A 25,081-nucleotide genomic window follows, 5' to 3' on the forward strand; every position below is an offset into this window, starting at 1 on the left:
TAAACAAGCTGACTGCCGGAGCGGTCAGCTCGTTCCATCGGATGTGCGACGCTTTAGCGGAATTTTGGTCCGGAGCGGGTGTTCAAGCCCTTGGCCATGCGGTCGTAGAGCACGACGTTGACCGTGGCGGCGAGGTTCATGCAGCCGGTGGTCGGGATGTACACGACGTCTTCGCACCAGTCGCGGATCTCTTTGTCCAGCGAACCGTCTTCGGGGCCGAAGATATAAAGGGCGCGATCCGGGTGGGTGTATTCCGGCAGCGGGCGGGCGCCTTCGACCAGTTCCACGGCGACGGGCACGCAGTTGAGCGGGAGGATCTTTTTCAGGTCATCGATGCCGATCAGCGGAATGTCGTAGTGCACGCGCTTGGTGTCAGTGACGAAGTCGGCGGCGCGTTCATAACGTTTGCCGGTGTAGAACACCGAGGCCACGCCATAGCAGCCTGCGGCGCGCATCACCGAACCGACGTTTTCCGGTGATTTGGGGTTATACAAACCAATGCAGCTGTACCGTTTGTCTGCCACGAGCGGGGTGCCTTCGGGAAAAAGAGCGCGATTATACGGGGATTGGGAGAGGGCGGCACCGCTCGTTCCCACGCTCTGCGTGGGAACGTCTCTTCGGACGCTCTGCGTTCGGCTTTGCAAGGGACGCGGAGCGTCCCGGGCTGCATTCCCACGCAGAGCGTGGGAACGATCATGACTGGCTTATTCTTCTTTCTTCATCAGCCCGGCCAGCGCGGCAAACGGGTTATGCGTTGCCTTGGCGATCTTCGGCGTGCTCAGCGAGCCTTCGCTGAAATACTGCTGATCGGTATAGCGCGAGTGTTCGTTGTCGTGGCAATACAGGCACAACAATTCCCAGTTCGAGCCGTCCTGCGGGTTGTTGTCGTGGTTGTGGTCGCGGTGGTGCACGGTCAGTTCGCTCAGGCGCTTGCCGGAAAACTCACGGGTGCAGCGGCCGCAGACGTGCGGGTACATCTTCAGGGCCTTGTCGCGGTAGCCCATTTCCTTGTCGCGCTGGTTGTCGGCGAGGATGCGATCCAGCTTCGACGTATTGGTTGGAGTGGACGAACTCATGGGTTCACCTTTGTAAAAGACTAATGACGGTTATGCGCAGAGTTTAGCTCAGCCCTTGAGCTTCTCGGCAATCCAGATCGTGTGGCGCGTGCCCTTGTTGCCGTGGGCGAAAACCTGGACTTCTTCGGCCTTGAAACCGGCCTTCTTCAATTTGTCGGAAAACAGCCGATCGGCGCTGGCCGACCACACCGCCAGCACACCTTTCGGTCGCAATGCTTTGGCGCACGCATTCAGACCAGCGGCGGAGTACAGCCAGCTGTTGGCCTTCTGCGTCAGGCCTTCGGGGCCGTTGTCGACGTCGAGCATAATCGCGTCGAAACCGTTCGGCTCACTTTGCAGCACCTTGGCTACGTCGTCCTGACGGATCACCGTGCGCGGATCGAGCAACGGACGTCCGGACTTTTCGCCGAGCGGGCCACGGTTCCATTCGACCACGCCGGGCACCAGTTCAGCGACCACCACTTCGGCAGTCTTGCCCAGATGCTTGAGCGCGGAGGCGAGGGTGAACCCCATGCCCAGACCGCCGATCAGCACCCGCGAATTCGCCCGGCCAGCGACCTTGCGGCACGGAATTTCGGCCAGCGCATCTTCGGAACCGTGCATGCGCGTGTTCATCAATTGTCCGCCGTCGCCGCCCTGGATCTTGATGACAAAATCCTCGCCATACTCGAACAGGCACAGGGCACCGCCGCTTTCAGGGATCGGGGTGGTGTCGAGCAGAACGAAACGTTTCATGGAAATCTCTACAAGGGGGAAGGCAAGCAGGCCCGTTGGGAGTAGCCTGAGCGCAGACTAAGGCCAAACGGAGCCCTTGATGAAGCGCACCATTCTAACGGTCATTGCCCTGGCCGCGCTCTCGATTACTGCAGTGCAGGCGCAGCAGGTCGTTCCAGTCAGCCCGGCGCCGCAACCCGGCTCGCCCGGCACCGCTACACCGACACCGTATCCGCAGATCACGCCGATCAATATTCCCAAGTCTGGCGCTGGCAGTGGCAGCCCGCCGCTGGTGCCGATTGAAATGCCCAGTCCGCCGAGCAAGGATCAATCGGTGCCGGGCATCGAGCCGAGTGGCACCAAGGCGAAATCCCCCGGCGGTTAAACCTGTTGCGCCGCCAGTTGGCCGTCGGCCATGCGCAGGCGTTTCGACAGAGAGACGGCGAGGGCGCGGATGATTTTCGCGGCGATCTTCGGCGCGTCGTTGAGCATTTTTTCCAGCGAGTCTTTGCCGAGGTTCAATAGCTGACAGTTCGTCGCCGCCACGCACGTTGCCGAGCGCCGTTCGCCATCGAGCACGGCCATCTCGCCGAACGCCCGACCACTGCGCAGGGTAGCCATGGTGATGACCTGGCCATCGGGCCCGGTTTTCTGCACGGCCACCTGGCCGGTGTGGAGGATGCACATGAAACTGCCGGCATCGCCCTCGCGGAAAATCGCTTCGCCTTCAGCCACGGTACTGATGCTGAAGTAGCCGGAAGCGGCCGCAAAGTCGGCCAACTGCAATTGATCGAACAGGCCGCAGTCCATCAGCCAGTCGCGGATTTCGTTGTTCAGGAAGGTTGGTTCTGACATGTCGTCACGGTCTTTTTGTTTTCACTGTTTCAGGCTTCACACGGTCCCCATGTAGGAGCTGCCGAAGGCTGCGATCTTTTGATCTTGCCTTTGAAAAAATCCAAATCAAAAGATCGCAGCCTTCGGCAGCTCCTACAGGGATGTGTGGGGTATCGGCCTCTTGGGTCTGCAATTAAGACCCAAGTGACCAACGGAGTTCCTCAGGCCAGACCCAAAACCTTGAAAACAAATGCGTATTCGAGCGCTACGTCACGTAATCCCTGATAACGCCCGCTCATCCCGCCATGTCCGGCGCCCAATTCAGTCTTGAGCAGCAGCACGTTGTCGTCGGTTTTGGATGCGCGCAGTTTCGCCACCCACTTGGCCGCTTCCCAGTACTGCACGCGGCTGTCGTTGTAACCGGCGATCACCAGCATCGCTGGATAATTCTGTGGGCTGACGTTTTCGTACGGTGCATAAGCCTTGATCCGCTCGTAAACCTCCGGCTCTTCGGGATTGCCCCACTCGTCGTACTCGGTGACGGTCAGCGGCAGATCGGGATCGAGCATGGTGTTGAGCACGTCGACGAACGGCACTTCAGCAATCGCAACGCCGAACAGATCCGGCCGCTGGTTCAACACCGCACCAATCAGCAGACCACCGGCGCTGCCGCCGCTGATCGCCAGTTTATCGGCCGTGGTAATGCCGTTGAGGACCAGAAATTCGGCGCAGGCAATGAAGTCGCTGAAGGTGTTGTGCTTGTGTTCCTGCTTGCCGGCGCGATACCAGGCTTCGCCCAGCTCACCGCCGCCACGCACATGCGCAATGGCGAAGGCCATGCCACGATCCAGAAGGCTCAGGCGGGCGTGGGAGAACCACGGATCAAGGCTCGAACCGTAAGCGCCGTAACCGTAGAGATACAGCGGCACGGCTTTGCCAACCATTTCGCGCTTCATCACCAGGCTGATCGGCACTTGCGTACCGTCCGGCGCAGTCGCCCACAAGCGCTGGCTGACGTAGGCATCGGCGTCGAACGGGCCGAGCACCGGGGTTTCTTTCAACACCGCTTGTTCGCCGCTGGCGAGGATCAGTTGGCGAACTTGCGCCGGACGGTTCAACGCCTCGTAGCGCAGGCGAATGCGGTCGCTCTCGAACTCCAGGCTGTTTTGCACATAGAGACTGTAGGCCGCGTCCGGCAATTGCACGCGATACGGCGCCAGACCGTGTGGGTGAACTTCGATAATCGGCAGTCCGCCCTCGCGCAAGCTCAGGGTCATCGCCTCGGTGTTCAGACTGACGCCATCGAGCATCACCGTATCGCTGTGGGGGATCAGGTTCTGCCAGTCGGCTTCGGTCGGCGCGGTGCCGGTGTCCGGTGCCTGATACAAGGCATAGTTGATGCCGTCACGGTTGGTGCGGATAAACCACGTCCACACGCCATCGAGCAGGCCGTGATCGACATCATATTCATGATCCTCGACCCGCGGCGCCAGGCAAGTGAACGGCAGGTGCGGCTGGTGGGCGTCCAGCGCCCAGACTTCGCTGGTGGTCTTGCTGCCCAGCGACAACAGCAGTTGCTGCTCGGAACTGGAACGGTAGCAGTGCAGGAAGAAACGCCCGTCCGGCTCGTGGAAAACTTCTTCGGCAGCGGTGCCGTCGAGGCGGTAACGGAACAGCTTGTGTGGACGATGGGTGTCGTCGAGTACGCCGAAAAACAGGGTCAGGCTGTCATTAGCCCAGGTCATGCTGCCGTCGCAGTCTTCGAATTCCAGTTCGCTGACTTTGTCGTTGGCCAGTTCCTTGACAAACAACGTGTAAATCTCATCGCCCGAAGCGTCGACGCTGTAGGCCAGACGCTGGTGATCCGGGCTGATGCTGAACGCGCCCAGCGAGAAAAAACCACCGTTGGCCAGTACATTCGGGTCGAGCAGCAGTTGTTCGCGACTTTCATCGAGGGTCAGACTGTCGTCCGCCGGGCGTGGGCAGCGGTAGTGCCGGGCGTACTCGTCGCCCGCCGTGGTGCGCGTGTAATACAGGTACGGACCCCAAGGCGAGGGTAGGGACAGGTCGGTTTCCAGAATCCGACCCTTGATCTCTTCGAACAGGCTTTCACGCAATTCGGCTTGATCGGCGGTTTGCGCTTCCTGGTAGGCGTTTTCGGCTTTGAGGTAATCGAGCACCGCGTCGGTGTCGCGCTCCTGCAGCCAGGCATACGGGTCGGCACCGGGCGCCTTGTGGGCGATCGGGGCACTGATGGCGTTGGCGGATTCGGACATGAAAGGCTCTCGGACAATGTACGGAATAAGGGTTTTCGCAGCGTTTGAAACCGCCGCAGACCCTATAGGAGTGAGCCTGCTCGCGATAAGGCCGGCACATTCAACATCAATGTTGTCAGGCTGTCCGTCATCGCGAGCAGGCTCACTCCTACAGGTCGCATGTCTATTGGGACAAGCCTGACGGGCGAAAAGTCGTTACTATAAGCGCCTCTTTGCCTGCCTTGCCATGGACACCATGACCGAGAACGACTATCTGATCGCCTGGGGCCTCTACGCCTTTGCTGCTGTGGGCTGCCTGTTGGTATGGATGCGCCTGACCACCTGGATGTGGCGCTGGTTGCGCGAACCGCTGCGCGTCTTGATGGCCGTGTTGTTGTTCAGCCCGACCATCATTGATCCGGTGAAAGCCAAAGTTGCGCCGTCCATCGCCATTACTGCGCTGGATCTGGCCTTCAAGGTCGGCAACAACGCCTGGCGTGCAGTCTCCGATCTGTTCATGTACGGCATGATCGCCTTTGGCATCTATCTGATTTTCGTGGCGATCCGCTTCCCGATCGAGCGTGCTTCCCGTGCGCGTCGTGAACAGGCAGAAGCCGCCAAGGCCGCCGCTCGCGCTGATGACCGCGACGACGATCAGCCGTTTGGCGGCGCCGGCGATGACCGCTATGGCCGTCCCCCTCTGCCAAACAATCCGCAGCGCATGCGGGTCGAGCCGCGCCTGTAACCCGAGAGTCCGCACATGTGTGAATTACTGGGCATGAGTGCCAACGTGCCGACCGATATCGTGTTCAGCTTTACCGGCCTGATGCAGCGTGGCGGTCGCACCGGGCCGCACCGCGACGGTTGGGGCATCGCCTTTTATGAAGGCCGTGGCTTGCGTCTGTTTCAGGACCCGGCGGCGAGTTGCGAGTCGGAAGTCGCCAATCTGGTGCAACGTTATCCGATCAAAAGCGAAGTGGTCATCGGCCACATCCGCCAGGCCAACGTCGGCAAGGTCTGCTTGTCCAACACCCACCCGTTCGTCCGCGAACTGTGGGGACGCAACTGGTGCTTTGCGCACAACGGCCAGCTCGCCGATTTCACCCCGATCAAAAGCTTCTATCGCCCGGTCGGCGATACCGACAGCGAGGCGGCTTTCTGCGATTTGCTCAACCGCGTGCGTGCAGCATTCCCGGAACCGGTCGATATAGAAGAGCTGCTGCCGGATCTGGTCGCCGCGTGCGCCGAATACCGCAGCAAAGGCGTGTTCAACTGCCTGCTCAGCGATGGCGACTGGCTGTTCTGCTATTGCTCGACCAAACTCGCACAGATCACTCGCCGCGCCCCGTTCGGCCCGGCGCGTCTGAAAGATGTCGACGTGATCGTCGATTTCCAGGCGGAAACCACGCCCAACGACGTGGTCACGGTGATCGCCACCGAGCCTTTGACCGAAAACGAAACCTGGACCCGCTACGAACCGGGCCAATGGAGCCTGTGGCGACGCGGCGAATGCGTCAGTCAGGGCAAGACCGAATAAGGATTGCACCCCATGTTGCTCAGTTATGTACGGCTGGTGTTGTTTGCGGCGGGCCTGTTGATCGGTGTCCAGGTGCCAGGCTTCATCAACGATTACGCGAAACGCGTGGAGGCGCACCTGATCGAGGCGCAGACCGGCCTGCGCGGTTTTCAGGGCACCGCCGAGCAGTTTTTCAAGGGCGATATGCAGGCGCTGGTGGCGCATTACCGCGCCAGCGAAGACCCGGTGTTTCGTAGCGATGCCGACAGCCTGAGCACCTTGCTCAGCCGCCAGATTGCGCTGGACAAGCAGTTCCAGGCGATGCAAGGCCCGTGGTACATCCGCTTCCTGCAAGTGGTGCTGGCCGCCGACCCGGACATTCGCAAGGAAACCTGGAATGGCTACAGCTACCAGATCCTGCTGACCCCGGAAGCAATGATCTGGGGCATGAGCGGCGCGCTGTTGCTGTCGTTCGGGATTGAATGCGTGTTCCGTCTGATTGACTGGGTGGTGCTCGGTGGCCGGCGCTTGCGCCAGAGCCGGCCGATCGAAGACCGCGACGTACGCGGCCTCTGAGATCAGCGCAGCAAGGATCGTTCCCACGCTCTGCGTGGGAATGCCTCAACGGACGCTCCGCGTTCGGCTTTCGAGGGACGCGGAGCGTCCCGGGCTGCATTCCCACGCGGAGCGTAGGAACGATCAACTTAAAGCGATGTAGTCCTTGCCCACCTTGATCGCATATCCCTCCAGCACCTGCTGACACAACGTCACAATCTCCTCGACCCACTCAACCCCCACCCGCCACGACACCACCACCTGTAAATTCGGTGGCCGTTGATCAATCGCCAACAAGATCAATTCCCCCCGCGCCAATTCCTCAGCCACCAGCACCGGTGGCAACACGCCAATACCAAACCCATCGCGCAGCAACCGCGTGATCGCCGAGACTGAGTTCACGCAATTCAAGCGCGGCGCCAGTACGCCATTGGCTTGCATCAGCGCCAGAAGATCCTGATGCGGCCGGGAGTTTTTCGAGTAGGTGATGATCCGTTCCTGCGCCAGTTCGGCAAGGTCGGCGTAGTCGCGGTTGTAGATCGAATTACTGGCGACAATCCAGCCTAGCGGATGGCTGGCCAGCTCCAGACTGCGCACGCTTTCATGGCGGATCAGATCGGTTTGCAGAACGATGTCGAGAAAGCCTTTTTGCAGCTGATCGCAGAGGTTCAGCGAAGTATCCGCCACCAGCTCGATTTCCACCCGAGGGTACAGATCAGTCATCTGCGCGACCAACGGGCTGAGCCAGGTGTGGATTACCGTGTCCATCACGCCGATGCGCACGCGGCCGACTTTGCTCGAGCGAGTCTCAATCGACTGTTTCAGCGCCGACATGGTGTCGAGCATCTGCTCGGCGTACTCCAGCACTTTCAGCCCTTCGGGCGTCAGGCTGACACCGCGCGAATCGCGCAAAAACAGCTTCACCCCCAGCTCGCCTTCCAGCACCGCAATGCGGCTGGAAATCGACGCCTGAGTGGTGAACAGCTTGTCGGCGGTCAGGCGAAAACTCTTCAGTCGGGCGACCCAGACAAAGGTCTCGAGAAACTTCAGGTTCATGGGCAAGGCTCGGGTGACAAATTTTTCTTATGGCTAGGGCGGGTTTTTATTCGTTGGACGCAGCAGGGCCGCGCGACGAAAAATCGACGCATCCGGCCCCCACGATAGGCGTCGTCGGGGCTACGAACAAGACCAATAAAAAAACCTGCGGAGATAAGCCATGCGTGCTCCCGACACCCTAGAAGTCCCCAAGGCAACGGCGCGTCCGGGGCCGTTCGACTGGTATCGCAACATCAATCAGCAGGAGCGTCGCACGTTCTGGAGCTGCAAGATCGGCTACGGTCTGGACGGCATGGACACGCAGATGCTCAGCTTCGTCGTGCCGACACTGATCGCGATGTGGGGCATCACCACCGGCGAAGCAGGACTGATTCACACCAGCACATTGATCGCTTCGGCCATCGGCGGTTGGGTTGCGGGGATTCTCTCTGACCGCATCGGCCGTGTACGCACCTTGCAACTCACCGTGCTGTGGTTCGCCTTCTTCACCTTTCTCTGCGGCTTCGCGCAAAACTACGAACAACTGTTGATCGCACGCACGTTGATGGGCTTCGGTTTCGGCGGCGAATGGACCGCCGGCGCGGTGCTGATCGGCGAGGTGATCCGCGCCAAGGACCGTGGCAAAGCGGTGGGCATGGTGCAATCCGGTTGGGCGCTGGGCTGGGGGCTGACGGCGATTTTGTATGCGCTGCTGTTCTCGGTGTTGCCGCCGGAAGACGCCTGGCGCGCCTTGTTCATCCTCGGCATCGTGCCGGCGATTTTCGTGATTTTCGTCCGTCGTCTGGTCAAGGATCCGGAGATCTATCGCGAGGCCAAGGCCCAACAAACGCCGGAGACTCAGTCGAAGTTCTACGAGATCTTCGCCCCCGGCATGCTCTTCACCACGTTTCGCGCTTCACTGCTGACCACCGGCGCGCTGGGCGGCTATTACGCGATCACTTCCTGGCTGCCGACCTTCCTGAAAAACGAACGCGGCTTGAGCGTGCTGGGCACGGGGGGTTATCTGGCGATGGTGATTGTCGGTTCCTACGTCGGCTATGTGATCAGCGCCTATCTGACTGACCTGCTGGGGCGGAAAAAGAACTTCATCCTCTTCGCTGTCGGTTCGTTCACCATCGTTCTGCTCTATACGCAACTGCCGGTGAGCAACGGCGTGATGCTGTGGCTGGGCTTCCCGCTGGGCTTCTTTGCCTCGGGGATTTTCAGCGGCATGGGCGCGTTTCTGACTGAACTGTTTCCTACGCGAATTCGTGGTTCGGGGCAGGGCTTTTGCTACAACATCGGTCGGGCGCTGGCGGCATTGTTTCCGCTGCTGATTGGTCTGCTTAGCCAGAAAGTTCCGTTGAGCGTAGGCATTGGCGCCTTTGCGGCGGTGTCCTACGGCGTGGTGATTATCGCGGCACTGAGTCTGCCGGAAACCCGTGGCAAGCAACTCGATGCGCAGTAACTGATAACCTGCAAAGCAAAGTCCTACAGATAAAAAGACAAGCACCTACAGGAGTGTTCACCGTGAGCCGCCTGCTATTGAATTGCGACATAGGCGAGAGCTTCGGCAGTTGGACCATGGGTCTGGACGCCGAAATCATGCCCTTCATCGATTGCGCCAACGTGGCCTGTGGTTTCCACGCCGGCGATCCGAGCATCATGCGCAAGACCGTCAGCCTGGCGTTGAGCCACGGCGTGCAGATCGGCGCACACCCGGCCTATCAGGATCTGGTCGGTTTCGGTCGCCGCTCCATGGCGTACTCCGCGCAAGAGCTGCAAGACATCCTGCATTACCAGATCGGCGCTCTCGACGGCATTTGCAAAGCCCAGGGTGGGCGCGTCAGTTACGTCAAACCCCATGGCGCGATGTACAACGACATGATGGCCAACCCGGCACAATTGCGTGCGGTGATTCAGGCGGTGGCCGCTTACGACCGCAGCCTGCCGCTGATGCTGATGGCCACCCGCGACAACGCCGCCGCGCAGCAGATCGGCGATGAGTATGGCGTGATCCTGTGGTTCGAAGCTTTCGCCGACCGCGCTTACGACAGTGCCGGCAAACTGGTTTCACGACAATTACCGGGCGCGGTGCATCACGACCCGGAAAAAATCATTGAACAAGCCCTGACCATTGCCCGTGGCGACAACCTCACCGCCAGCGACGGCAGCGCCTTGCGTCTGCACGCCAACACCCTCTGCGTACACGGCGACAATGCCGGTTCGGTGGCTGCCGTGCAGCGCATTCGCGAGGCCTTGAATCAGCAGCGTGCCTCATGAACCCAAGGATTGAAGTGGTGGCACTGGATTGCCTGATGCTGCGTCTGTTTGATGAGATCGCCGAAGCCAACATGCCGTGGATGCTCGCTGCCAGTGAGTGTTTGCGCGGGGCATTCGGCGCGCAACTGATCGATCTGGTGCCGTCCTATACGACGTTGATGGTGCATTACGATCTGACTGCACTGAGCCCGAGCCAGGCGCGGGAATTGATTGCCAAGGCGTTGATCGACCTGTCGCCGAATGCGCGAACTGGCGGTCAATGTCATGTGTTGCCGGTCTGGTATGACCTCAGCGTCGGGCCAGAATTGAGCCTGCTCGCCGAGCGTAGTGGGCTGGCAGTGGAGGAGGTGATCCGTCGTCACAGCGGACGTGAATATCAGGTATTCGCCCTTGGTTTCGCACCGGGGTTCGCCTTTATGGGGCTGGTCGAAGAGGTTCTGGCGGCGCCACGTCTTAACACGCCGCGCAAGAAAGTCGCTGCGGGCAGTGTCGGCATTGCCGAGCGCCAAACCGCTGCGTATCCCGTGGTCTCGCCCGGTGGCTGGAACCTGATCGGCCGCACCCCGGCGAAACTGTTCGATCGCACACGTGATGGCTACAGCCTGATGCAACCGGGCGACACCGTGCGATTCGAGGCGGTCAGTCATGCCGAGTTCATCAACCTGGGCGGCGATGACACACCACTGGAGGCGCTGGCATGAGCCGACTGAGGATTGAAGCGAGTACACCGCTGTGCCTGTTGCAGGACGCGGGCCGTTTCGGCGCACGGCATCTGGGCGTGACCCAGGGCGGCGCGGCAGACTGGTGTTCGATGAGTTGGGCCAACTGGCTGCTCGGCAATGGACTGGATGTGCCGGTGATCGAAATCACGCTTGGCGGCTTTGCCGTAGTCGCTGAAGACGATTGCTTGCTGGCGCTGGCCGGAGCTGATCTTGGCGCGCAGATTGAGGGTCAACCGCTGGCGCCGTGGCGCAGTTTCAAGTTGGGTAAAGGACAGAAGTTGCTGTTCACGCAACCGCTGCATGGTGCCCGGGCGTATCTGGCGGCGCCCGGCGGTTTCGACGCTCCGAAGGTCTTGGGCAGTAGTGCGACGGTGGTGCGCGAAGAACTCGGCGGACTCGATGGCATGGGCTTGCCGTTGGCCAAGGGTTCGACGCTGAGTTATCACGGGGAAGCGCGATTGGTTCGCGAAGTGCCATTGGCGTTGCGGCCGGATCTGAAATCGACTGCACCGCTGGATCTGGTGCTCGGCGCGCAGATCGGCCAGTTCAGCGGGCAGAGCCTGTTTGATGTGTTCAACAGTGCCTGGATCCTCGACAGTCGCGCTGATCGCATGGGCGTTCGCCTGCTCGGCAAGGCGTTGGAATATCAGGGCCAGCCGATGATTTCCGAGGGGATTCCCTTGGGCGCGGTGCAAGTGCCGCCGGATGGCCAGCCGATTGTGTTGCTCAATGATCGGCAGACGATTGGCGGGTATCCACGGCTGGGCGCGTTGACGCCGTTGGCGTTAGCGCGGTTGGCGCAGTGTCTGCCGGGGGCGCAGATACGGTTGCGGCCGGTGGTGCAAGACGTCGCGCACCGTGAGCACATCAATTATCTGCAGCGCTTCAAAGATAGCTAGAAGCATCGCGAGCAGGCTCACTCCTACAGGGGAACGCATTCCAAATGTAGGAGTGAGCCTGCTCGCGATAGCGTCCGTCCAGACAAAGCAGGTTATTTGGAAAGAAACCGCATCCCTTCCTCAAGCCCGCGCAACGTCAACGGATACATCTGATCCTCGATCAGATCCCGCACGATATTGGTCGACGAGGTATAGCCCCAGGTATCTTTCGGGTACGGATTGATCCAGATGAGTTTTTTGTACTTCTCCATGAAGCGCTGCATCCACACGTAACCCGGCTCTTCGTTCCAGTGCTCGACACTGCCGCCGGCCTGGGTAATTTCATACGGCGCCATGGCGGCGTCACCGATGAAGATCACTTTGTAGTCGGCGCCGTACTTGTGCAGCAGGTCCTGGGTCGAAGTGCGCTCCGAGGTGCGGCGCATATTGTTCTTCCACACCGATTCATAAACGAAGTTGTGGAAGTAGAAATACTCCAGATGCTTGAACTCGGTCTTGCAGGCCGAGAACAGTTCCTCGCAGATCTTCACGTGCGCGTCCATCGAGCCGCCGATGTCGAACAGCAACAACAACTTCACCGTGTTGCGCCGTTCCGGGCGCATCTGAATATTCAGCAGACCGGCGTCCTTGGCGGTGTGGTCGATGGTGCCGTCGATGTCCAGCTCTTCTGCCGCGCCTTGGCGGGCGAATTTGCGCAGTCGGCGCAGGGCGACTTTGATGTTGCGCGTGCCCAATTCCACCGAATCATCGAGGTTCTTGTACTCGCGCTGATCCCAGACTTTCACGGCTTTGCCCTGGCGCTTGCCAGCATCGCCGACCCGAATGCCTTCCGGGTTGAAGCCACCGGAGCCGAACGGGCTAGTGCCGCCAGTGCCAATCCATTTGTTGCCGCCGGCGTGGCGTTCCTTCTGTTCTTCCAGACGCTTCTTGAACTCTTCGATCAGTTTGTCGAGGCCGCCGAGGGACTGGATCTGCGCGCGTTCTTCGTCGCTTAATGAGCGCTCGAACTCCTTACGCAGCCAGTCTTCGGGAATCAATGCCTGCAAGTGATCGTCGAGCTTTTCCAGGCCATTGAAATAGGCGCCGAACGCGCGGTCGAACTTGTCGAAATGGCGTTCGTCCTTCACCAGAATCGCCCGCGACAAGTAATAGAACTCGTCCATGTCGGCGAAGGTCACGCGCTGTTTCAGCGCGTTGATCAGGTCGAGCAGCTCACGCACCGACACCGGCACCTTGGCTGCACGCATTTCATTGAAGAGGTTGAGCAGCATAACGATGGCCCCTGCTTACAAGTGCTTAGCGAGAGCCGCGACGGCTCATGAACGCCAGGCGCTCAAGCAATTGCACGTCCTGTTCATTCTTCACCAAAGCACCGGCCAGCGGCGGAATCGCCTTGGTTGGATCGCGCTCGCGCAGCACCGCTTCGCCGATGTTGTCGGCCATCAGCAGTTTCAGCCAGTCGACCAGCTCTGAGGTCGACGGCTTCTTCTTCAGGCCCGGCACCTTGCGCACGTCGAAGAACACGTCCAGCGCTTCGCTGACCAGATCCTTCTTGATGTCCGGGTAGTGCACGTCGACGATTTTTTGCAGGGTGGTACGGTCGGGGAAGGCGATGTAGTGGAAGAAGCAGCGGCGCAGGAAGGCGTCCGGCAGCTCTTTCTCGTTGTTGGAGGTAATGATGATGATCGGGCGCTTCTTGGCCTTGATGGTCTCGTCGATTTCGTAAACGTAGAACTCCATCTTGTCGAGTTCTTGCAGCAAGTCGTTGGGGAACTCGATGTCGGCCTTGTCGATTTCGTCGATCAACAGAATGACCCGCTCTTCTGACTCGAACGCCTCCCAGAGCTTGCCCTTCTTCAGATAGTTACGTACATCGTGGACTTTTTCATTGCCCAGTTGCGAGTCGCGCAGACGGCTGACCGCATCGTATTCGTAGAGACCCTGATGGGCCTTGGTGGTGGACTTGATGTGCCAGGTGATCAACTTGACGCCGAACGATTCGGCCAGTTGCTCGGCGAGCATGGTCTTGCCGGTGCCCGGCTCGCCCTTGACCAGCAGCGGCCGCTCCAGGGTGATGGCGGCGTTGACCGCCAGCTTCAGGTCATCGGTGGCGACGTAGGCCTGGGTGCCTTCGAACTTCATCTGCTAATCCTCGAACGGTAACGCCGACCTGACGGGCAGGGCGGGGGCGAAATAATCGGATGCCCGACTATAACGCGCAGCCCGGTCGACTGTGAACGCAGACGGCTTATTCAGTCTCTGAATGGGGCGTCACATGTTGACTCAGTCTCGGCTGATGGCCAGTATTCAGGCCTAGTTGATTTGACGATAGCCTTCAGGATGTCCACTGAATCTGTGGCGAGGGAGCTTGCTCCCGCTGGGCTGCGAAGCAGTCCCCATATGCCTGGAGGCGCTGAATTGATGCTATCCATGAAACGACCACGCTTGGCCGCAGTTACTGCACTCTCTGATTGCCGGCTTGCACTGGACTTTGTTGATGGTCGAGCGCTGACACTCGATTTGAGTCGAGATATTCAAACGTGTAAGCAGTTGCAGCCCTTGCTTGCCCAAGTCTTTGCGACTGCCATCTTGGGCGATAAAGGTTGGACCGTTGAATGGCCGGCCCCGGACATTCAGATTGGCGCCGATACTCTATATCTGGATGCTTTTCCAGAAATGAACTCTAACCCGCATCCGGCTTAGGCCGTTCATAGCGGGCATTGAATGCCTGTACGAATCCATTGCGCAAAATCTGTAAAAACGCTTCGAGCGCGCTGATGTTTTGCTGATGCACGTTACCGCTGAGTTCGACCTTGGTGGCGAACTGGTTTTTCGCCTGGTTCTTCAGCACGGTTTCCGAGCCGCCGACGATGGCCTCCCAGACCGAGCGGAAGATGCTCTTGTTCTTGTTTTCCACGTCCTGCTGCCAGTTGAACACTTCGACGTCGCGCAGCAGGGGTTTGATGTAGCCGTTGACCTGGGCTTTTTTGGCTTGGGCTTCGATCACCACGTCACCGTGGCCTGCGTTGAAGTCGAACTTGCCGTAGGCCGAGGCGAAGTCGTTCATGCTTTTGAGTTCGATGTCTTTGGCGCGCAGGCGGAACTGGAAGTCTTCGAAATTGCTCAGCGGGTCGAAGGTGGCAGTGGTTTCCAGTGGGGCATGCCCGAGCAAAAGCGCTTTGCCCTCGAAACGGGCGTCGCGTTTGCCCTGTTTGTCGACCACGTTGGTCAGGTTGTAGATGCTCGCGTCGACGTTGGTCGCGTTCATGTTCACCGGCGGTTTTGAGTTGAAATTGCGGAAGCTGATCTTGCCGTCGTGAATCTGCACTTCGTCGAGGGTTATCGGCAGCAATTTGCCTAGTTGCGCACGCCAGTCAGTGCCCTGACCGGTCTGGGAGTTCTGCTTGTTGGCTCCGCCATCGACGAAATTGATCTCGGGATTGACGAATTTCACTTGCGCCACCACAGCATGGTCGTACCACAGCGAATGCCAGCTGACCGCAAGATCGATCAGCGGTGCATTGACGAACGGCACCGGCACCTTGCCGTCGACCTTGACGATCTTCAGTCCATTGATCTTATAGGCGCCGCGCCATAGGGCCAGATCGACATCAGTGATCTGGCCCCGATAGTCACCCATGTCCGCCAGTTTGCCGTTCAGGTAGTCGCGCACCATGTAGGGCAGGGCGATGTGCAGCGCGATCAGCAACACAACGACGACGGCGAAAATCCCTAGTGGCCAACTGTAGCGACGCTTCATGACGGCAATTCCCTGACGATGTAAGCGATTGACTGTTACGTCGCGCAGACGTTCGACCCGACTGGACTGTGATGGGCAACAGGCATACCTTGGAAGGCTGAATTCAACGCTGCATAAGGACCCAGCCATGAGCCGTATTTTTGCTGACAACGCCCATTCCATCGGTAATACGCCGCTGGTGCAGATCAACCGCATCGCACCGCGTGGCGTGACCATTCTGGCCAAGATCGAGGGGCGCAACCCCGGTTATTCGGTCAAGTGCCGGATCGGCGCCAATATGATCTGGGACGCCGAAAGCAGCGGCAAACTCAAGCCTGGCATGACCATTGTCGAGCCGACATCGGGCAACACGGGGATCGGTCTGGCCTTTGTTGCCGCGGCCCGTGGGTACAAGTTGATGCTGACCATGCCGGCCTCGATGAGCATCGAACGCCGTAAAGTCCTCAAGGCTCTGGGCGCCGAACTGGTCTTGACCGAGCCGGCCAAAGGCATGAAAGGCGCCATCGAGAAAGCCGCCGAGATCGTTGCCAGCGATGCTGACAAGTACTTTATGCCATCGCAGTTCGATAATCCGGCCAATCCGGCGATTCACGAAAAAACCACCGGTCCGGAAATCTGGAACGACACCGATGGTGCGGTGGATGTACTGGTGGCCGGCGTCGGCACCGGCGGAACCATCACGGGCGTTTCGCGGTATATCAAGAATACCCAGGGCAAACCGATCCTGTCGGTGGCGGTGGAACCGGTTTCCTCGCCGGTGATCAGCCAGGCGCTGGCGGGCGAAGAGATCAAACCGAGTCCGCACAAGATTCAGGGGATCGGTGCCGGTTTTGTGCCGAAGAACCTGGATCTGTCGATGGTCGACCGGGTCGAGCAGGTCACCGACGACGAATCCAAGGCCATGGCGCTGCGCTTGATGCAGGAAGAAGGGATTTTGTGCGGTATCTCCTGCGGTGCAGCGATGGCGGTAGCAGTACGTCTGGCGGAGACGCCGGAAATGCAGGGCAAGACTATCGTGGTGATTCTGCCTGACTCGGGCGAACGTTATCTGTCGAGCATGTTGTTCAGCGATCTGTTCACCGAGCAGGAGACTCAGCAGTAATCCAGTTGATTCAGGTCAGCCAGGGTTCAGGAACGTTATGCTAATAAATGCTTTGTTGCGCAATTCTTAACACTGAATCTTGTGTCAGGCGGGTTTTTCCCGAAGCCGGTAGTGTTTATCATGGCCGGCTGCCATGCCGGGTAAAAGGCATTGCGCAGCGTTGTCTTTATTCAAGGAGTTGTTGATGACCTTTTCGTTTGCCGCCAAGGCGTTTGTGCTGCTGCTCTTTTTGGGCAGCACGCTCTATGTGCATTTGCGCGGCAAGGCGCGTTTGCCGGTTCTGCGTCAGTTCGTCAACCACTCGGCGCTGTTCGCTCCTTACAACGCCTTGATGTACCTGTTTTCCGGCGTGCCGTCGAAGCCGTATCTGGATCGCAGCAAATTCCCGGAACTGGACGTACTGCGCGACAACTGGGAAACCATTCGCGACGAGGCCATGCACCTGTTCGACGAAGGCTATATTCGCGCGGCGGAAAAGAACAACGACGCCGGTTTCGGCTCGTTCTTCAAAAAGGGCTGGAAGCGTTTCTACCTCAAGTGGTACGACAAACCGCTGCCATCGGCTGAAACCCTGTGCCCGAAAACCGTGGCGCTGGTCAGTGCGATTCCCAACGTCAAAGGCGCGATGTTTGCGTTGTTGCCGGGTGGCAGCCACTTGAACCCGCATCGCGATCCGTTCGCCGGCTCGCTGCGTTATCACCTCGGCTTGTCGACGCCGAACTCCGACGATTGCCGGATTTTCGTCGATGGTCAGGTTTACGCCTGGCGTGACGGCGAAGACGTGATGTTCGACGAAACCTACGTGCACTGGGTCAAGAACGAAACCGACCAGACCCGCGTCATCCTGTTCTGCGACGTCGAGCGTCCGCTGAGCAACCGCCTCATGACCCGCATCAACCGCTCGATCAGCGCCTGGCTCGGCCGTGCCACCGCACCGCAGAACCTTGATGATGAACGCGTCGGCGGGATCAACCAGGCCTACGCCTGGAGCAAGAGCTTCAGTGACAAGTTCAGTGGCGTGGTCAAACAGTGGAAACGTCGTCATCCGAAGGCCTACCGCGTGATGCGGCCGGTGCTGGCGGTGGTGGTGTTGACGTTGTTGGGGTATTGGCTGTTTGGCTGAGGCTGGATATTGTAGAAAAACCGCTCCTTGTGAGCGGTTTTTTATTATCTGCGAGTCAGCGCCGCCCAGCGAGAACGTCGGGTTCGTCTTCGATGCCTGTAATCAGTAGCTGAAGAAAGCGCTGCTGATTGGCTGATAGCTCGGAGGAGATAAACTTTTCGTCCGTTTTGATTGATCTTTTCTTAGTAGGGGATTTTTTCACGGATTTACGCATGTTCCCGCCCTCGTTGATCATTACTTGAACAGTTTTCACGATACTTTACTCTCCACTGCGAGGACAAGGCGGCCTTCAAAATCAAATTTGAAGCCGAGTTTTGTATAAACAGGAATTGCTCCTGGTATCGGTTCCTGGACTTCAATGCACTTACTGCCGATTATTTGCGCAAACTCATCAATGGCCACCATCGACAAAAGCGCAATACGCTTTTTAAGCGGGTGAGGCACTCCGGACCGCCCCTCCAATCGTACGATCCGAATTCGCTGGCGGCTTTTGTTCGGATTGACGAAACACAGCCCGCACAGCTGTTCTTCAAACCAGATCGCGATATCCAGGGATAAAGGTTCTCGTGACTTCCATTCGGCAATCTCTCGCCAGCAAAAATGCGGATCATCCCAAAGCTCAAACGCATCTAGTGCTTTGGCATCGATAGGTTCAAAGCGTACTTTCGACAAGTCTTGTCCCGCTGGTAGCTGCAACAGAGCAGTGGCGATGCTTGCCTGCTTCCTGGCCAGCGACCGATACAACTGATATCGCAGATAACTCCGTTCCCTTGGCATATGATTTCGAGCATTCCATGTCTCCCCATCGATAGGTGTTGCGGTTGCTCAAAAGCCTATTCAGCTCTCATGCATCCGTCGCTACTGGCCCTTTGTCCAAATCATTGCAATCCATGTCGCCCGCTGGTTATAGTCGGCGCTCGTGAGTCGTAAGCCTCACCTTCCACCCTCTCAAAAAAGATCTGCGCCAATGCCTGCATCCCTCATCAACGCGGTAGTCGATTCAGCGGTCAACGCTGGCGTCGTGCCGTGCGGGAATCAGCAGCCCAAGCAGATCAGTCATTACCCCCCACCTGTCAGTAGCACGCCGGTGTGCGCAGTCGTATCACCGCCGGGCGTTGGCGTTTCGGGCTGATCGGCAGTTTCTGCTGACCCCTGCGCCCGCCAGAAAAACCTACTGAATTTCAGCTTCGGCTGAGTTGGCTTCTTGCCTGACTACAGGTGGTAATCATGTTTGTCCTGTCGAAAAAATCCGCGCTCGCGGCCGCGTCCACGAGCCTGTTCGTTCTGCTGTGGAGCAGCGGCGCGATCTTCTCCAAATGGGGGCTGGCCCACGCGTCACCATTTGCCTTTCTGCTAATTCGTTTCGCGATTGCCTTGTGCGGCCTCTTGTTGTTGGCGCCGCTGCTCAAGCTCAAGTTGCCCAAGGGCGGCAAACCAATGCTGTTTGCGGTTGCCACCGGCGTGGTGTTGTTGGGGGCGTATCAGATTTTCTATCTGCTGGCGCTCAACACCAAAGTCACCCCTGGGGTGATGGCGACCATCATGGGTGTGCAGCCGATTCTCACCGTGGTGTTGATGGAGCGGCAGCGCTCGGCGAGCCGGATGTTTGGTCTGGCCTTGGGGTTGGCGGGGCTGATCATGGTGGTTTACCAAGGCATCGGTTTGGCCGGGATGTCCTTGGCGGGGATGCTGTTTGGTCTGCTGGCGCTGGCGAGCATGACGCTGGGCTCGATCATGCAGAAACGCATCACCGACAATCCTCTCGGTACGCTGCCGGTGCAGTACTTGGCCGGTCTGTTGTTATGCGGGATTTTCGTGCCGTTCCAGCCGTTCCACTTTGAGCACAGCACAGGTTTTATCGTGCCGGTGTTGTGGATGGGGCTGGTGGTGTCGGTGCTGGCGACGCTGTTGCTGTATCGGTTGATCGCGCGGGGCAATCTGGTCAATGTCACCAGTCTGTTCTACCTGGTGCCGGCGGTGACGGCAGTGATGGACTATCTGATTTTCGGCAATCGCCTGGCGGCGTTGAGTGTGCTGGGGATGCTGTTGATCATTGTCGGTCTGGCGTTTGTGTTCCGTAAAACCAGCTAACAGATCGTCAGGTGGCGGCTTTTAGGCCGCCGATCGCAAGCAGGCTCACTCCTACAGAGGAACGCATTCCAATTGTAGGAGTGAGCCTGCTCGCGATGGCCTTTTCGGCACCGCACAAATTTATCGGGCCGGCGCCTCAGCCGGTTTCACCACCGCCGGCTTCAACACCAGCCACAACGCCAACGCAATCAACACCCCGCCGTAGATATGCGCCATCGACAACGGCTCATCCAGCAGCAACGCCCCCCACAGCACGCCGAATGGCGGAATCATGAAGGTCACGGTCATCGACTTCACCGGCCCGATCGAACTGAGCAGGCGGAAATAAATGATGTAGGCAAACGCCGTGCAGCCAAGACCCAGGCCCAACAGCGACAGCCAGACATTCCAGCCGCCCCAACTGGCCGGCGGTGCGGTGATCACGCTATATCCAAACAACGGCAACAGAAACAACGTCGCACCGAGCATGCTGCCCAGCGCCGACAGGCGACTGTCCAGACCACCGGCCTGATCCAGCCAGCGCCGTGCGAGGAAACCGGCAAAACCATAACAAGTGGTCGCCAGCAAACAGGCGAGGGCGCCCATCAACAATTGCAGATCGAACGCCACGGGACCGGCGCGGGTCAGCACGCCAACGCCGAACAAGCCGAGGAACACCCCGCCTAGTTTGGCTGCGGTGAGTTTTTCACTGAAGAACAACCCGCCAATCAGCACGCCCATGAGCGGCGTGGTGGCGTTGAAGATCGCCGAATAACCGGCCGGTAACACCTGGGCCGCGACCGAATACAGCGTCGCCGGAATCCCCGAGTTGATCACGCCCAGCAGCATCACGGTTTTCAGTTTGCCTTTGAAGTCCCAGCGCACGCGCATCAGCCCAAGGATCACCAGCAGGCCGACGGCCGCAATCGACACGCGAAAGAATCCGGTCGGGATCGTGCCGACCACCGGTGCAATAATGCGCATGAACAGAAAACTCGCGCCCCAGATGGCCGCCAGCGACAACATACGGAAAATATCGACAGGGCTCACGGCGGGTCTCCTTCCTTGATCGGGACGAGAGTGTTGCCGAGCGCCCTGCCGAAGGCAACCGCTAATCGGGCATGCAACTGTTCGTTCAGATCACAAAGCGTGTGACCAGGCCGTTCAAGTCGACGGCCAGACGCGACAGCTCCTGGCTTGCGGCCGAGGTCTGGGTGGCGCCAGCGGCGGTCTGGGTCGAGAGGTCGCGGATGGTCACCAGATTCTGATCGACTTCGCGAGCGACCAAGGCCTGTTGCTCGGCTGCACTGGCGATCACCAGATTGCGCTGGTTGATCTGCGAGATCGACGCGGTGATTTTCTCCAGCGCCTGACCTGCGCTGTTGGCCCGGCGCAGCGTCTGACCCGCCTGCTCGGCGCTGCTTTGCAATGCGCCCACGGTAGCGCCTGTGCCTTGCTGGATGCTGCTGATCATCAGCTCGATTTCCTCAGTGGAGTTCTGCGTGCGTTGCGCCAGCGAACGCACTTCATCGGCGACCACGGCAAAACCGCGCCCGGCTTCACCGGCGCGGGCCGCTTCGATCGCCGCATTGAGCGCCAGCAGGTTGGTCTGTCCGGCAATCCCGCGAATCACTTCCAGCACTTTGCTGATGTCCTGTGCCTGCGTGGCCAGGCCTTCGGCTTGTTCGGAAGCACCGAGTACCGCATCGACCAGTTCCTGAATCGAACTGATGGTTTCGCTGACCTGCACATGGCCGTGCTTGCTGTCCTCGTTCGACGCGGCGGACGCCTCGGCGCTGGACACCGCGTTGGCCGCGACTTCGTCCACCGCGGTGCTCATCTCCGTGACTGCGGTGGCGGCTTGTTCGATCTGATCGTTCTGCTGTTGCAGGCCGCGAGTGCTTTGCTCCATCACCGAACTCATTTCCTCGGCCGCGGAAGCCAGTTGCTGTGCCGATTCGCTGATGCCGCGAATAGTCGAGCGCAGATTGCCCTGCATCTCGGCCAAGGCGTCGAGCAGATCTGCAGCCTCATCTTTACCAGTGCTGACGATCTGTGCGCTGAGATCACCGGCAGCAATGCGCCTTGCGACATTCAGCGCCTGATTGATCGGGGTGGTAATACTACGCGTCAACTGCCAGGCCAATAGCAGCGTGGCAATCAGGGCAACCACGATGATGGTCGCGACGATCCACAATGCCCGTAGATATATCGTTGCGGCGGCAGCGGCGGCGGTATTGGCGCCTTGCTGATTGAACGAGATCATCTGCTCCAGGGCCTTGTCGAGCAGCGTTCCCTGTGGCGCCAGTTCATTGTTAAGCCGCGTGTAGGCCTGTTCACTTTGCCCGGCGTCGATCTGGCCGATGATCTGTTCGAGGATGTTCATGTACTTGGCCGTGTTGGCATTCAAGCCGTCGAGCATCACTCGTTCTTCTTCGCTGGAGAGCAGGGTTTTGTGATCGGCGAGGCGTTTGAGCAATTCTTCGCGCTGCGCTTTGATGATGCCTTTGCTTCTGTCGCGCACGGCAGGTTGGGTGCTGGTGATCAGGCGCAACGATTCGAGGCGAATGCTGGCGATGTTCGCCGCCGCGACATGGATGTTCTCGATGCTTGGCATCCATGATTCTTCAATCACTGCTGCACTCTCGCGCAGGGTTTTCATCTGGCCCAGCCCGAACAGGCCGACCACCACCAGCAGACCGGCCAAAACGGCAAAGCTCAAACTGGCGCGCAAACCTATGCGCAGATTCCGGATAGACATCAGTGTGCTCCTTGATCTTTGAGGGGGGGAGGTCGTCCTCGTCAGCGAGGATCTTGTTATGAAGGGGGTAATGGCGGGCTGTATATCAAAGCGCCACTATTTTGGTAAGACCAATCTGGAAGCGTCGCTGTCGGTAAACGCATGCGCAGCAAAGCAACGAGCTAGACGCGTCTGGTCAGTATTGGAGCCGAAACCCAGCGAATTCGCGGGCTGGCGCGGGGCGACAAGAAGAACCGCTCAGGCGATTAACTGACCGAACGGTCGATTAAAAAAACTTTGCTGAAAACTGTGCCGTTGTACAACCCCGACGCAGAATTGGCCGAAATTGCACTTCACGCGCACACGCTTGCGTGGCTAAGCTCAGCACAGATTTCCCATGCACGCAGAGGTCTTATCTATGCCGCAGCAATGGCCCGCCACCGATATCGCCCGCATGATCCTCGATGGCTTTGACGATTACCGCGAGCATTTCCGGCGAATCACCGACGGCGCCCGGGAGCGTTTCGAGCAGGCGCGCTGGCAGGAGACGCAAACGGCGTCGGCGGCACGGATCAATCTCTACGAAGAAAAGGTCGGCGAAACCATCGCTCGCCTGCGCGAATACTTCGATGATGAAACGCTGATGAACGTCAGCTGCTGGCCGCTGGTGAAAAGTGCCTACATCAGCGTCATCGACCTGCGCTTCGATGATGAGTTGTCCGAGACCTGGTACAACTCGATTTTCTGCGGGCTGTTCAGCCACGACCTGATCAGCGACGGCTGCATGTTCATTCACACCACCCGCCCGAGCCTGCGCCGAGCCCGCGCCGCGCAAACCCGCACCTACAAACCGCAGGGGCAGTTGTCGGGGATGCTCGCGAGTATTTTTGCCGATTACCGTTTCAGCGAGGATTACGCCGATCTGCCGGGTGACCTACGCCGCCTCGAAGCGCAACTGCGCGAGAACCTGCCGGACTGGGTGTGCAAGGACCCGGAACTCAGCGTCGAGCTGTTTTCCTCGGTGCTGTACCGTAACAAGGGCGCGTATCTGGTCGGACGCATCTACACCCGCGACGAACAGTGGCCGCTGGTGATTCCGCTGCTGCACCGGGAAGGGCGCGGGATTCAGATCGACGCGTTGATCACCGACGAAGCTGATGTATCGATCATCTTCTCGTTCACCCGTTCGTATTTCATGGTCGATGTACCGGTGCCGGCGGAGTTCATCGGCTTCCTGCGACGCATTCTGCCGGGCAAGCACATTGCCGAGTTGTACACCTCAATCGGCTTCTACAAGCACGGCAAGTCCGAGTTTTACCGCGCGCTGATCAATCACCTGGCCAACACCGATGATCAGTTCATCATGGCGCCGGGCGTGCGCGGCATGGTCATGAGCGTGTTTACGCTGCCGGGCTTCAACACCGTGTTCAAGATCATCAAGGACCGTTTCTCGCCGTCGAAAAACGTCGACCGCGCCACGGTGATCGAGAAGTACCGACTGGTGAAAAGCGTCGACCGGGTAGGGCGCATGGCCGATACCCAGGAGTTCGCCGATTTCCGTTTTCCGTTGAGCAAGTTTGATCCGGCGTGCCTGGAGGAGCTGCTGGAGGTGGCGCCGTCGACGGTGTCGGTCGAGGGCGACACGGTGTTGATCCGTCACTGCTGGACCGAGCGGCGGATGACCCCGCTCAACCTCTATCTGGAAAACGCCAACGATGCGCAGGTGCGTGAGGCGCTGGAGGATTACGGCCTGGCGATCAAGCAACTGGCGGCGGCGAACATCTTTCCCGGTGACATGTTGCTGAAGAACTTCGGCGTCACTCGCCACGGGCGCGTGGTGTTCTACGACTACGACGAAATCTGCTTCCTGACCGAAGCCAACTTCCGCCACATCCCGCAACCGCGCACACCGGAGGATGAAATGGCGTCGGAGCCGTGGTATTCGATCGGGCCGCTGGATGTCTTTCCTGAGGAGTTTCCGCCGTTTCTGTTTGCCGATTCGGGGCAGCGCAAGTTGTTCGATCAGTTGCATGGCGAGCTGTATAACGCGGATTACTGGAAGAGCCTGCAAGAGGCGATTCGGGCGGGGAAGGTCATTGATGTTTTCCCGTATCGGCGCAAAGGCCTCGACAACGAGTAGCTCTTTTAAAAAAACACCCTCACCCCAGCCCTCCCGAAACGTCGGACCGCCCATAGGGAGAGGGGGCCGACCGAGGTGTCTTGCGCCAAAGATTGACCTGAAAGATTTTGGCGATTATGGATTCGGTAAAGCAGTTTCAAGTCGCTGAACATCTTCAGCATCCCCCAATCGGTCCCCTCTTCCTCCGGGAGAGGGCTAGGGTGAGGGCCGCAATCCCCCAGACACGCCACAAATCCGCCAAATCTGCGACAATCCGC

27 protein-coding genes are annotated in these 25,081 nt (G+C 59.0%); 14 read left to right on the top strand and 13 right to left on the bottom strand.

Features of this window, described 5'->3' with window-relative positions:
* Positions 1-53: 53 nt before the first annotated feature.
* From ACOYXH_RS03645 to ACOYXH_RS03655, 3 genes are all read right to left on the bottom strand, one after another.
* Entirely contained in the window at positions 54-524 is a 471-nt protein-coding gene (locus ACOYXH_RS03645; RefSeq protein WP_007911337.1) for an RNA methyltransferase, read from the bottom strand.
* 180 nt (positions 525-704) lie between these two features.
* Positions 705-1,076, bottom strand: a complete 372-nt coding sequence (locus ACOYXH_RS03650; RefSeq protein WP_095049254.1) for a YajD family HNH nuclease — start codon at positions 1,074-1,076, stop codon at positions 705-707.
* Positions 1,077-1,124: 48 nt separating this feature from the next.
* Complete coding sequence (locus tag ACOYXH_RS03655; protein ID WP_095049255.1) at positions 1,125-1,811, bottom strand: spermidine synthase; 687 nt, start codon at positions 1,809-1,811, stop codon at positions 1,125-1,127.
* Between the two features lie 79 nt (positions 1,812-1,890).
* On the opposite strand from ACOYXH_RS03655, the gene ACOYXH_RS03660 reads away from it, so the two are divergent.
* The gene (locus ACOYXH_RS03660; RefSeq protein WP_095049256.1) at positions 1,891-2,175 is read left to right on the top strand and encodes a hypothetical protein; all 285 of its coding nucleotides are present in this window, start codon (positions 1,891-1,893) and stop codon (positions 2,173-2,175) included.
* Here the strand turns inward: ACOYXH_RS03660 and ACOYXH_RS03665 are convergent.
* Together ACOYXH_RS03665 and ACOYXH_RS03670 are read right to left on the bottom strand one after the other, a co-directional pair.
* Positions 2,172-2,645, bottom strand: coding sequence for a cyclic nucleotide-binding domain-containing protein (locus tag ACOYXH_RS03665; RefSeq protein WP_034153174.1), 474 nt, complete (start codon positions 2,643-2,645; stop codon positions 2,172-2,174). The genes ACOYXH_RS03660 and ACOYXH_RS03665 overlap by 4 nt on opposite strands.
* A gap of 200 nt (positions 2,646-2,845) precedes the next feature.
* Complete coding sequence (locus ACOYXH_RS03670; protein WP_095125572.1) at positions 2,846-4,900, bottom strand: S9 family peptidase; 2,055 nt, start codon at positions 4,898-4,900, stop codon at positions 2,846-2,848.
* A 226-nt stretch (positions 4,901-5,126) separates the two neighbouring features.
* Here ACOYXH_RS03670 and ACOYXH_RS03675 point away from each other — a divergent pair, with 226 nt between their 5' ends.
* Genes ACOYXH_RS03675 through ACOYXH_RS03685 form a run of 3 tightly spaced genes read left to right on the top strand, consistent with a single transcriptional unit; the run spans position 5,127 to position 6,971 of the window.
* Positions 5,127-5,624, top strand: a complete 498-nt coding sequence (locus ACOYXH_RS03675) for an MFS transporter (RefSeq protein ID WP_095049258.1) — start codon at positions 5,127-5,129, stop codon at positions 5,622-5,624.
* 15 nt (positions 5,625-5,639) lie between these two features.
* Positions 5,640-6,416: a class II glutamine amidotransferase gene (locus tag ACOYXH_RS03680; RefSeq protein WP_007911322.1), complete on the top strand. Its 777-nt coding sequence runs from the start codon at positions 5,640-5,642 to the stop codon at positions 6,414-6,416.
* A 12-nt stretch (positions 6,417-6,428) separates the two neighbouring features.
* Positions 6,429-6,971 (top strand): DUF2937 family protein, encoded by a 543-nt coding sequence (locus tag ACOYXH_RS03685; RefSeq protein WP_095049259.1) that lies wholly within the window; start codon positions 6,429-6,431, stop codon positions 6,969-6,971.
* Positions 6,972-7,094: 123 nt separating this feature from the next.
* Here the strand turns inward: ACOYXH_RS03685 and ACOYXH_RS03690 are convergent, their stop codons facing one another.
* The gene (locus tag ACOYXH_RS03690; protein ID WP_095125571.1) at positions 7,095-8,006 is read right to left on the bottom strand and encodes a LysR family transcriptional regulator; all 912 of its coding nucleotides are present in this window, start codon (positions 8,004-8,006) and stop codon (positions 7,095-7,097) included.
* Positions 8,007-8,166: 160 nt separating this feature from the next.
* Here ACOYXH_RS03690 and ACOYXH_RS03695 point away from each other — a divergent pair, with 160 nt between their 5' ends.
* The 4 genes from ACOYXH_RS03695 (at position 8,167) to ACOYXH_RS03710 (ending at position 11,889) form a co-directional block, all read left to right on the top strand.
* Positions 8,167-9,453 carry an MFS transporter gene (locus ACOYXH_RS03695; RefSeq protein ID WP_034153180.1) on the top strand — a complete coding sequence of 429 codons (1,287 nt, stop codon included), beginning with the start codon at positions 8,167-8,169 and terminating at the stop codon, positions 9,451-9,453.
* A 62-nt stretch (positions 9,454-9,515) separates the two neighbouring features.
* Positions 9,516-10,268, top strand: coding sequence for a 5-oxoprolinase subunit PxpA (locus ACOYXH_RS03700; protein WP_258709403.1), 753 nt, complete (start codon positions 9,516-9,518; stop codon positions 10,266-10,268).
* The gene (locus tag ACOYXH_RS03705) at positions 10,265-10,969 is read left to right on the top strand and encodes a 5-oxoprolinase subunit B family protein (protein ID WP_220558281.1); all 705 of its coding nucleotides are present in this window, start codon (positions 10,265-10,267) and stop codon (positions 10,967-10,969) included. The genes ACOYXH_RS03700 and ACOYXH_RS03705 overlap by 4 nt, the downstream gene beginning before the upstream one ends.
* Complete coding sequence (locus ACOYXH_RS03710; protein ID WP_460410268.1) at positions 10,966-11,889, top strand: 5-oxoprolinase subunit C family protein; 924 nt, start codon at positions 10,966-10,968, stop codon at positions 11,887-11,889. Before ACOYXH_RS03705 ends, ACOYXH_RS03710 begins: the two co-directional genes overlap by 4 nt.
* 92 nt (positions 11,890-11,981) lie before the next feature.
* Here ACOYXH_RS03710 and ACOYXH_RS03715 read toward each other — a convergent pair whose 3' ends face one another.
* Together ACOYXH_RS03715 and ACOYXH_RS03720 are read right to left on the bottom strand one after the other, a co-directional pair.
* Positions 11,982-13,160, bottom strand: coding sequence for a vWA domain-containing protein (locus tag ACOYXH_RS03715; RefSeq protein ID WP_007911295.1), 1,179 nt, complete (start codon positions 13,158-13,160; stop codon positions 11,982-11,984).
* Positions 13,161-13,185: 25 nt separating this feature from the next.
* Entirely contained in the window at positions 13,186-14,031 is an 846-nt protein-coding gene (locus tag ACOYXH_RS03720; RefSeq protein ID WP_095049264.1) for an AAA family ATPase, read from the bottom strand.
* A 288-nt stretch (positions 14,032-14,319) separates the two neighbouring features.
* Here ACOYXH_RS03720 and ACOYXH_RS03725 point away from each other — a divergent pair, with 288 nt between their 5' ends.
* Positions 14,320-14,592 carry a DUF2442 domain-containing protein gene (locus tag ACOYXH_RS03725; RefSeq protein WP_460410269.1) on the top strand — a complete coding sequence of 91 codons (273 nt, stop codon included), beginning with the start codon at positions 14,320-14,322 and terminating at the stop codon, positions 14,590-14,592.
* Here ACOYXH_RS03725 and ACOYXH_RS03730 read toward each other — a convergent pair.
* Positions 14,573-15,649, bottom strand: coding sequence for a DUF748 domain-containing protein (locus ACOYXH_RS03730; RefSeq protein ID WP_460410270.1), 1,077 nt, complete (start codon positions 15,647-15,649; stop codon positions 14,573-14,575). The two genes, ACOYXH_RS03725 and ACOYXH_RS03730, sit on opposite strands and share 20 nt — an antisense overlap.
* A 127-nt stretch (positions 15,650-15,776) precedes the next feature.
* Here ACOYXH_RS03730 and cysK point away from each other — a divergent pair, with 127 nt between their 5' ends.
* Both cysK and ACOYXH_RS03740 read left to right on the top strand, forming a co-directional pair.
* Positions 15,777-16,751, top strand: coding sequence for a cysteine synthase A (cysK, locus tag ACOYXH_RS03735; RefSeq protein WP_095119080.1), 975 nt, complete (start codon positions 15,777-15,779; stop codon positions 16,749-16,751).
* Between the two features lie 184 nt (positions 16,752-16,935).
* Positions 16,936-17,874, top strand: a complete 939-nt coding sequence (locus tag ACOYXH_RS03740; protein ID WP_038358439.1) for an aspartyl/asparaginyl beta-hydroxylase domain-containing protein — start codon at positions 16,936-16,938, stop codon at positions 17,872-17,874.
* Positions 17,875-17,929: 55 nt separating this feature from the next.
* Here the strand turns inward: ACOYXH_RS03740 and ACOYXH_RS03745 are convergent, their stop codons facing one another.
* Both ACOYXH_RS03745 and ACOYXH_RS03750 read right to left on the bottom strand, forming a co-directional pair.
* Positions 17,930-18,127, bottom strand: coding sequence for a hypothetical protein (locus tag ACOYXH_RS03745; protein WP_220558902.1), 198 nt, complete (start codon positions 18,125-18,127; stop codon positions 17,930-17,932).
* Positions 18,124-18,546, bottom strand: coding sequence for a hypothetical protein (locus ACOYXH_RS03750; protein WP_309475315.1), 423 nt, complete (start codon positions 18,544-18,546; stop codon positions 18,124-18,126). Before ACOYXH_RS03750 ends, ACOYXH_RS03745 begins: the two co-directional genes overlap by 4 nt.
* 295 nt (positions 18,547-18,841) lie before the next feature.
* On the opposite strand from ACOYXH_RS03750, the gene ACOYXH_RS03755 reads away from it, so the two are divergent.
* Together ACOYXH_RS03755 and ACOYXH_RS03760 are read left to right on the top strand one after the other, a co-directional pair.
* A complete protein-coding gene (locus tag ACOYXH_RS03755; RefSeq protein WP_162835961.1) occupies positions 18,842-19,006 on the top strand; it encodes a hypothetical protein in 165 nt (54 codons plus the stop codon).
* A gap of 95 nt (positions 19,007-19,101) precedes the next feature.
* Positions 19,102-19,965 (top strand): DMT family transporter, encoded by an 864-nt coding sequence (locus ACOYXH_RS03760; protein WP_220558285.1) that lies wholly within the window; start codon positions 19,102-19,104, stop codon positions 19,963-19,965.
* Between the two features lie 120 nt (positions 19,966-20,085).
* Here ACOYXH_RS03760 and ACOYXH_RS03765 read toward each other — a convergent pair whose 3' ends face one another.
* Together ACOYXH_RS03765 and ACOYXH_RS03770 are read right to left on the bottom strand one after the other, a co-directional pair.
* Positions 20,086-20,994, bottom strand: coding sequence for a DMT family transporter (locus ACOYXH_RS03765; RefSeq protein ID WP_095049271.1), 909 nt, complete (start codon positions 20,992-20,994; stop codon positions 20,086-20,088).
* A gap of 85 nt (positions 20,995-21,079) precedes the next feature.
* On the bottom strand, positions 21,080-22,705 hold the full coding sequence (locus ACOYXH_RS03770; protein ID WP_220558286.1) for a methyl-accepting chemotaxis protein: 1,626 nt from the start codon (positions 22,703-22,705) through the stop codon (positions 21,080-21,082).
* 397 nt (positions 22,706-23,102) lie between these two features.
* On the opposite strand from ACOYXH_RS03770, the gene aceK reads away from it, so the two are divergent.
* Positions 23,103-24,824, top strand: a complete 1,722-nt coding sequence (aceK, locus tag ACOYXH_RS03775) for a bifunctional isocitrate dehydrogenase kinase/phosphatase (RefSeq protein WP_095125562.1) — start codon at positions 23,103-23,105, stop codon at positions 24,822-24,824.
* The last annotated feature ends 257 nt before the right edge of the window (positions 24,825-25,081 follow it).

The organism is Pseudomonas sp. Mb7 (genome assembly GCF_054790525.1).